Below are 7,246 nucleotides of genomic sequence, written 5' to 3' on the forward strand. Positions count from 1 at the left end.
ACGGCCGTCTTTCGGTGCTCTGGGCCGATCGCTGAGGCTGCCGGTGGCGATATCGGGCTCGCACGAGGCCTTGCCCCGCCCCTCCGCCTGGCAGCGATAGACGTTGCCGGTGAGGCGGTCGACCAGCCACATGTTCTCGTCGTTCGGCCCGTCGAGGCCGACATAGCGGGAGGTCATCCCCGTGATCAGGGTCGACAGCAGGATCGCCACTGCGATCATCGCCGCGCCGATATAGATGGGCATGGAGCTCAGGGACACAGTCCGATCCGGCGGGCCACTGCGGTGGGATTGATAATCACTCGGCCTCGGCACTGGATGGAACTCGGCTCCCCTTCGTCTGCGGTTGGTGGCGAAGAACTTTGCTAGGCGCGCATCTGGCCGAAAACTTGTTCGCAGGCGGGCCATGGGGCGACGGCTTTGCGACGAAGGACGAGCGCGGCATTGCGACAGGTCAGGCGGCCCGGACTGGGCCGCCTGACCTTCCCCCTTCAACGACGGCCGAACAATCCGCCCATCATTCCGCCGAACAAACCGCCGGGACCGCCCACCGGGCTGCCGCTGCCACTATTGTAATGGCGCCGGCCGCCACCACCGGAGGAACGGCGCCGCGCCGGCTCATCGTCTGCCTGCTCGGAGGAGGCCGAGCTGGCCGAAACGATCTCCGATAGCAGGGCCTTGTGCTGAAGCTTGTTGAGGTAGCCGGTGACGGGATACCCACGTGCCGCCTGCCATCGCTTGATCACCGAACGGGTCTCGTCGTCGAACTTCCCGGTCGCCTTGATGTCGAAGCCGAGCCCGGTGAGGCGGCGCTGCGCGTCCCGGCGCTGCCCCTTGTCGAGACCGATCTGGTCTTCGGACACCTGGTTGGCTTCCTCGGTGAATGTCGCGGGATCGATTCCGGCCGACAGGTTGCGGGTGGTGTTGGACGGTCCATCCTGCAACGCCGCGATGCGGGCGAGCGCGAGCGATTTGAACGTACCGTTCGGATAATTGGTGAGATAGGCGTTGAGCTCCTCCACCTTGTTGGTGTCCTTGATCGAGCGCCAGAACTCGAGCTCGATGTCGGAGCCTTGCTTGGTCGCGGCCGACACCGGCGCGTTCGACGGATCGGTCATGGCCGCAGCCGATGCGCCAACCGGATTGAGATAAACGTTGCCGGTAAGGTTGGTATGCCCCCAGGGCAATTGTCCCTTGCTGGTCTCGTCACTGACCTGGGCGCGAACCTTGGTCATGGCCTGCTGGATCTCGACGCCGGGCTGGGCAATGTTGGCGACGAGGGCGCGGCTGAACGGACTGTTGGTGCCGGCCTCGCCGTCGAGCGCGGTCTGGCCGGGGCCGGTGGCGAAGGCTATCAACGTGCCCTCGCCCGACTTCATCTCGGCGAGGCCGGTCTGCACGTTGACGGAGCGGGTCGCCTTGGCCGACCGGATCTTTGCCGCGAACGGATTGTCACGGCAGGCGTCCAGGAATACGAGCTTCACCTTCGCATCCGCCATGGTCTGATCGAGCGTCAGGTCGACGTTGATCGCCGCGCCCAGCTTGACGTCCATCTCGGATTTCAGATCTGCGTCGATCGGCAGCAGGTAGTTGATGCCATTCACGGCAATCCCGTGGCCAGCGTAGAAGAACACGGCAATGTCGGCGCCTTCGCTCTTCTTGCCAAACTCCAAGAGCTTTGCAGTCATGGCGTCACGCGTGAGATTGGAGCCCTCGACGACATCGAAGCCGACATTGCGCAGCACCCTGGCCATCGCCTTGGAATCGATCGCGGGGTTGGGGAGCTGCGGGACATTCTTGTAGGCGGCGTTGCCGACCACAAAGGCGACGCGCTTGTCGGCGAAAGCTGCGTTGCCGCTGGCGAGAAATGCTGCGATTGAAATTGCTGCGATTAAGAAGCGCATGATCATTCTCCCCTGATCCAAACTTCTTCGCTGCCCTTCGGTCGGCCTGAGCCGATCCGATGAGAGCAATCTGATCCAGTTCACAACGACGCACTGTGATCTGGATCACCCGGGGATTTCTGCTGCTCGAACCGAGCCGAGAGACGTTGCGACGGCAACTTTCCGGGCGGCTGACACAACGGGCAATAACTGCTGGTCACGAGCAATGACAGCGAGATTGTACCCGCTACGGCCCGAAGTCCAGCGAGTGGTGGAAAACGCATTCGAAACGCCGTGCAGGATCTGCACGCCGCTTTGAAGGATCGAATGAGACAGCGTTGCTTCCTGACGCAGGCTTTGGTGTCGCACTAGCGGTAGGGCGCTGCCGCTCGCTGTATGACATGGATGCCGACCGGCTCCGGCGCTAAGATGCGCATGGAATTTCCGCCATTTCTGAATGTGACCCGCATCACATCAGGGCTTTTGAACCTGCTCTACGCTCGCAGCATCAAATCGCCATCAGGCGTAACAGCGAGGATACGACAATGACCCGTTTTGATAAGTTTTTTGGACTGAAGGCGATTACGCTCACGGCCGCGCTGTCGATGACGGCGGGCCTGGCACTGGCCGGCGACAACAACGTCTCTTCCGACAAGATCCTGGATGCGTTGAAGCCGAAGCCGGTGACCCGCGGTCTGTCTGCCGGTCCGCAGGCCGATCCGGCGGTGCAGGCCAAGGAAACGACGTTCCTGAACACCGTGCGCAACCGCTCGACCCGGTCGCTCTCGACCGGCGAGCGCGAGCAGATCGCCGAGCTTGCGGCGACCAAGCCGAAGATCGATCTGGAGATCCAGTTCGACTACAACTCGGCCGACATCGCCAAGACGTCGGTGCCGTCGGTGCAGGCGCTCGGCAAGGCGCTCTCCGACCCGGCGCTGAAGGGCTCGACCTTCGTGGTCGCCGGACACACCGACGCGATCGGCGGCGAAGAGTACAATCAAGGGCTCTCCGAACGCCGGGCCGACACCATCAAGAAGTACCTGGTGCAGAACTACGGCCTCAACGGCACCGATCTCGTCACCGTCGGCTACGGCAAGACCAAGCTGAAGGATACCGCCAACGGCGCCGACCCGATCAACCGCCGCGTCCAGGTCGTCAATATGGACACCAAGACCGCGTCGAAATGATTTTCGGTTAATCGCCACACGACACACGCCGCCTGCCATGATGGTGCAGGCGGCGATTTMATATCCAGCTCTGGAACAGCATCAGCCGGTTGAAGCCCTGCATCGACGTTCCGATGAAGGCCGCGGAGATCGGCAGCATGATCGCAAAGCCGATCGCGGCGAGGCCGACATAGGCCCACAGCAGCCAGCGCGGCAGGCCGTTCCTGCACAGCACATAGACCAGCGCAAGCGACGCCACGGTCGCGGCCGGCAGATAGTAGTAGATGAAACCCAGCGTGCGCGGCAGCAGCGCCCAGGCGAGCCAGGGGCCGAAATAGAACGCCGCGATCAGGAACGCATCCCAGCGCCGCGCGACGACGACGTCGCGCAGCACGATCGCGAGCGCGGCCAGCGCCGGCCACAGCACCAGCGGGTTGCCGAGGAAGACGATCGCCGACACGCTGTCCTCCGCCGTCTTGTCGAACAGGAACCACACCGGGCGGGCGAGCAGCGGCCAGGATGGCCACGAGCTCATGTAAGTGTGGCCGGCGATCGCGGTGGTGGTGTTGTCGGCAAAGATCCGGCGCTGCGCCTCGATCAGGTCGGGCAGCGACAATCCATCAAGCGGAACGAAAGCGGCAAGATATGTCATCGCCGGCAGCACGGCGAAGCAGAGCGCGACATGCGGCGTCCTGAAGTCGGGCCAGAGGTCGGGCCGATACCAATCGTCCGGCCTCGCGTCGGCGAACAACGTGCGCCAGCCCTGCATCAGGCGGATCACCGCGACGATGACGATGCAGATGCCGAGCGGAAACAGGCCGCTCCATTTGCAGCCTGCAGCACAGCCGAACAGGCAGCCTGCCACCGCGAACAGCGCATGCGGCCGCTCCCGGCGAAAGCCATGCATGAAGGCGGCGGTCGCGAGCAGTCCGAAGCCGAGCGCAAAGATGTCGAGCATCGCGATGCGCGCCTGCACGTAGAGCATCTGGTTGAAGGCCGCGATCAGCGCCGCGGCGATTGCGGGCCCTTGCGCAGCGAACAGCGCGAGGCCGCACAGATAGATCGCGACGATCGCGAGCGCGCCGAACAGGGTCGCCGGATAGCGCCAGCCGAGCGCGTTGTCGCCGAACGCCGCGATCGATGCAGCGATCAGCTCCTTGGCCAGCGGCGGATGCATCGGATTGAGCATCGGTTGCGACATCACGGGTGCCAGCATCTGTCGCGCGGCCGGCACATAGTGCACCTCATCGAAAACGAATTTCTCCGGCGTGGTGAGACCGATCAGCAGCGCCAGATGCGCCATCAGGAAAATTGCGACAGCAATCACTGCGCTCCGCGACATCTTCGGAACCGCAGGCAATTCGAGCTGCATTTGTGGGGATGTTTTGCGTGGCAAATCTGCTTCACCGCGGAAAAAATATGGATGGCGCTTTTCATTGAACGCATTCCGCCGCAACTGTCACTAAGCATAGCGCAGGTCTCGCGCCGCTTGTGATAATTTCGCCACATCGCAAGCGCGCGCGATCCGGTACGATCAGGGACACATCGATCGGTTGCGAAATGAATTTGCGTTTCTGGCTTTTCCCAACACTGCTCTCGGCCGCATTGTGCGTGGCGTCTGGCGCACAGGCGCAGACGCGCGTCGGCGAAGCCGTCGTGATCCAGAACGAGGTGGTGCGCGTGGCCGCGACCGCGACGCCGATCAACGTCGGCGACAGCATGCTGCGCGACGAGACCGTGCGCACCGGCGCCGACAGCGCGGCGCGCTTCGTCATGGCCGACAGCACCAATCTGTCGCTCGGTCCCAACGCCACGCTGAAGCTCGACCGCACCGTCTTCAACGACGAGCATAGCTATCGCGACGTCGCTATCCGCATGACCACCGGCGCATTCCGCTTCGTCACCGGACATTCCGAGAAGGCCGCCTACAAGATCACGACGCCGCTCGCGACCATCGGCGTGCGCGGCACCACGCTCGACATCCTCTCGCAACGTGGCCGCTCCGTCGTCGTGCTCCAAGACGGCGCAGCCAGCGTCTGCACGCTGAGCTTCCAGTGCGTGCAGCTGACCCAGCCCGGCGACACCGCGATCATCACCTCGACCGGCGGCAAGGTCGGCATCAGCAAGACCAACACGCCGCCCTGGACGTTTGCCGCGACCTGCGCCGCGAATGCCGGGCTGTGCTCGGTCAGCCAATATGCAGACGCCTCACCGACCGTCACGCCCGCCGTCAATGACGACGGCATGCTGTGTGGGCGCTGACGATGGCAACGCTCCGCATCCGCGACCTGCTTCCTGCCGCCGCGCTGATGGCCATGGGCATAGTGGCACTGACATGGGGTGTGCAGCCGGCCTCGGCCGCGACCGTAACCCTGACCAATTGCGAGACAAATTGCTCGCCGACGCCCACGTCGACTAGCACGCCCGCAGCCACGCCGAGTCCTTATCCGTCGCCTTATCCGTCGCCTTCTCCAAGCGCGAGCACCGGCCCGACCGGCGCCGATTCCAGCGGCAATTCGGTCGGCGGCCTCGCCGACCAGCGCTTCAACCAGATGATCACCAACCGGGTGCTCGGCACGGTGCTGCTCGGCGTCAACGAGCAGGTCAATTGCAGCGACTGCATCAGCGCGTTCGGCTCCGCCGGCTCGTTCTCGGCCGGCATTCACGGCCGCAAGGAACTGACCAACAATCTGTCGCTGCTCGCCGGCATCGCCTACACGCAGTACAGCGAGGGCGGCTACAACATCACCAGCGCGCCGATCGGCGCCTTCGCGCTGCGCTATGACTTCACCGACTGGGGCTCGTCGCGCCCGTTCTTCGACGTCGGCACCATCCTGACGCCATGGGAGAAGGCGCGCTATACGCGCAGCTACAACACCAGCCTCGGCCCGGTGAGCGTCACGGGCTCGACCAACGCCTCGAACTACGCCGTCTATGGCCGCGCCGGCTGGATGAGCCGCGTCTCGCCGCGCGACGAGGTCGCCGCCTCGATCGAGGTCTGGCAGCTCTGGCAGCGCGTGTCCGGCTATTCGGACAGCGCGGCGGCGTTCAACCCGTTCGACGCCACCATTGCGACCGGCACCGATCGCACCAGCCTGGTCAAGATCGGCGGCCAGTGGACGCATCTCTACGGCAGCAACATCGAGGCCAACATCAACGGCGGCTGGGTACAGTCGTTCGCCAGCCATAGCGGCATCGTCGCCACCGTGACCGGCAACGGCTTGGTGGTGCCGACCATGGGCAACCAGGGCTGGTTCGAATATGGCGGCCGCCTCGGCTTCCGCGTGCAGAAGGGCTGGATCGTGGACTTGTTCGCGAACGGCACGCTCGGCCCGCAGCCGGTTGGCAACACCATCCACGGCGGCGTGGGGCTAAGGATTAATTACTAGTGGCGGCTTGTGCGCGCAGCCTCAACTTCCGCGGTCATGCCCCGCGAAGGCGGGGCATCCAGTACGCCGCGGCTTCACCGCATCATCGCCCTATCTCGTAGTACTGGATCGCCCGGTCAAGCCGGGCGATGACAGTGAGTATGTGGCGCGGGCATGCCCCTTCACGCCGCGGACTTGCCCTCGAACGCGCGTCGGAGGACTTCGACGTCCAGCTTCACCATCTTCAACATGGCCTGCATCGCGCGCGCGGCCGCGGCTCGGTCCGGGCTCGACAGGAATTCAAACATCACTTTCGGCACCACCTGCCAGGCCACGCCCCAGCGATCCCTGAGCCAGCCGCACTGCTCTGCCTTGCCGCCATGGGCCAGGAACGCATTCCAGACGCTGTCGACCTGGGCCTGATCGTCGCAATGGATCATCAGCGAGATCGCGTGGGTGTACTCCATCTTCATACCGCCGTTGAGCGCGACCAGGGGCTGCCCGGCCACCGTGAACTCGACGACGAGCACGGAGCCTTCCTTGCCGGATGGGCCGTCCGAAACGTTGCGCTGGACGTGCGTGATCTCCGAATTCGGCACGAGCGAGACGTAAAACTTCGCGGCTTCCTCGGCGTCGCCGTTGAACCACATGCAGGGCACGAGCTTGGACATGGAGAACGCTCCTCTTCAGGTTTTCAATGCTCTCGGATTTTCGATCAGGCGTTCGCCATCTCGGACTGCGCGGCGAATGCCGCGAGGTCCATCCAGTTCACACCCCACATATGGCCATCCGGATCCTCGAAGCTGCGGCCGTACATGAAGCTGTACTCATC

General features: G+C 64.0%; 7 protein-coding genes and 1 pseudogene. 3 read left to right on the top strand and 5 right to left on the bottom strand.

The genetic code is table 11. The annotated features are described in order from the left end of the window. Together AC1D00_RS19040 and AC1D00_RS19045 are read right to left on the bottom strand one after the other, a co-directional pair. On the bottom strand, window positions 1-243 hold a 243-nt coding region (locus AC1D00_RS19040), incomplete at its 3' end, for a hypothetical protein (protein WP_135177934.1). 245 nt (window positions 244-488) lie between these two features. Next, the gene (locus tag AC1D00_RS19045) at window positions 489-1,901 is read right to left on the bottom strand and encodes a caspase family protein (RefSeq protein WP_477011719.1); all 1,413 of its coding nucleotides are present in this window, start codon (window positions 1,899-1,901) and stop codon (window positions 489-491) included. A 524-nt stretch (window positions 1,902-2,425) separates the two neighbouring features. Between AC1D00_RS19045 and AC1D00_RS19050 the strand changes: the two genes are divergently transcribed. Next, the gene (locus tag AC1D00_RS19050) at window positions 2,426-3,067 is read left to right on the top strand and encodes an OmpA family protein (RefSeq protein WP_092187786.1); all 642 of its coding nucleotides are present in this window, start codon (window positions 2,426-2,428) and stop codon (window positions 3,065-3,067) included. A 7-nt stretch (window positions 3,068-3,074) separates the two neighbouring features. On the opposite strand, the gene AC1D00_RS19055 is transcribed toward AC1D00_RS19050, so the two are convergent. Then, complete coding sequence (locus tag AC1D00_RS19055; RefSeq protein WP_477011720.1) at window positions 3,075-4,388, bottom strand: phospholipid carrier-dependent glycosyltransferase; 1,314 nt, start codon at window positions 4,386-4,388, stop codon at window positions 3,075-3,077. A gap of 218 nt (window positions 4,389-4,606) precedes the next feature. Here AC1D00_RS19055 and AC1D00_RS19060 point away from each other — a divergent pair, with 218 nt between their 5' ends. Together AC1D00_RS19060 and AC1D00_RS19065 are read left to right on the top strand one after the other, a co-directional pair. Beyond that, window positions 4,607-5,308: a FecR family protein gene (locus tag AC1D00_RS19060; RefSeq protein WP_477011721.1), complete on the top strand. Its 702-nt coding sequence runs from the start codon at window positions 4,607-4,609 to the stop codon at window positions 5,306-5,308. 2 nt (window positions 5,309-5,310) lie between these two features. Continuing rightward, the gene (locus AC1D00_RS19065; RefSeq protein ID WP_477011722.1) at window positions 5,311-6,435 is read left to right on the top strand and encodes a hypothetical protein; all 1,125 of its coding nucleotides are present in this window, start codon (window positions 5,311-5,313) and stop codon (window positions 6,433-6,435) included. Between the two features lie 161 nt (window positions 6,436-6,596). On the opposite strand, the gene AC1D00_RS19070 is transcribed toward AC1D00_RS19065, so the two are convergent. Both AC1D00_RS19070 and AC1D00_RS19075 read right to left on the bottom strand, forming a co-directional pair. Beyond that, the gene (locus tag AC1D00_RS19070) at window positions 6,597-7,085 is read right to left on the bottom strand and encodes a VOC family protein (RefSeq protein WP_477011723.1); all 489 of its coding nucleotides are present in this window, start codon (window positions 7,083-7,085) and stop codon (window positions 6,597-6,599) included. A gap of 44 nt (window positions 7,086-7,129) precedes the next feature. Next, window positions 7,130-7,246 (bottom strand): annotated as a pseudogene (locus AC1D00_RS19075) (VOC family protein); the annotation flags it as partial.

Source organism: Bradyrhizobium sp. P2_E8 (genome assembly GCF_056403875.1).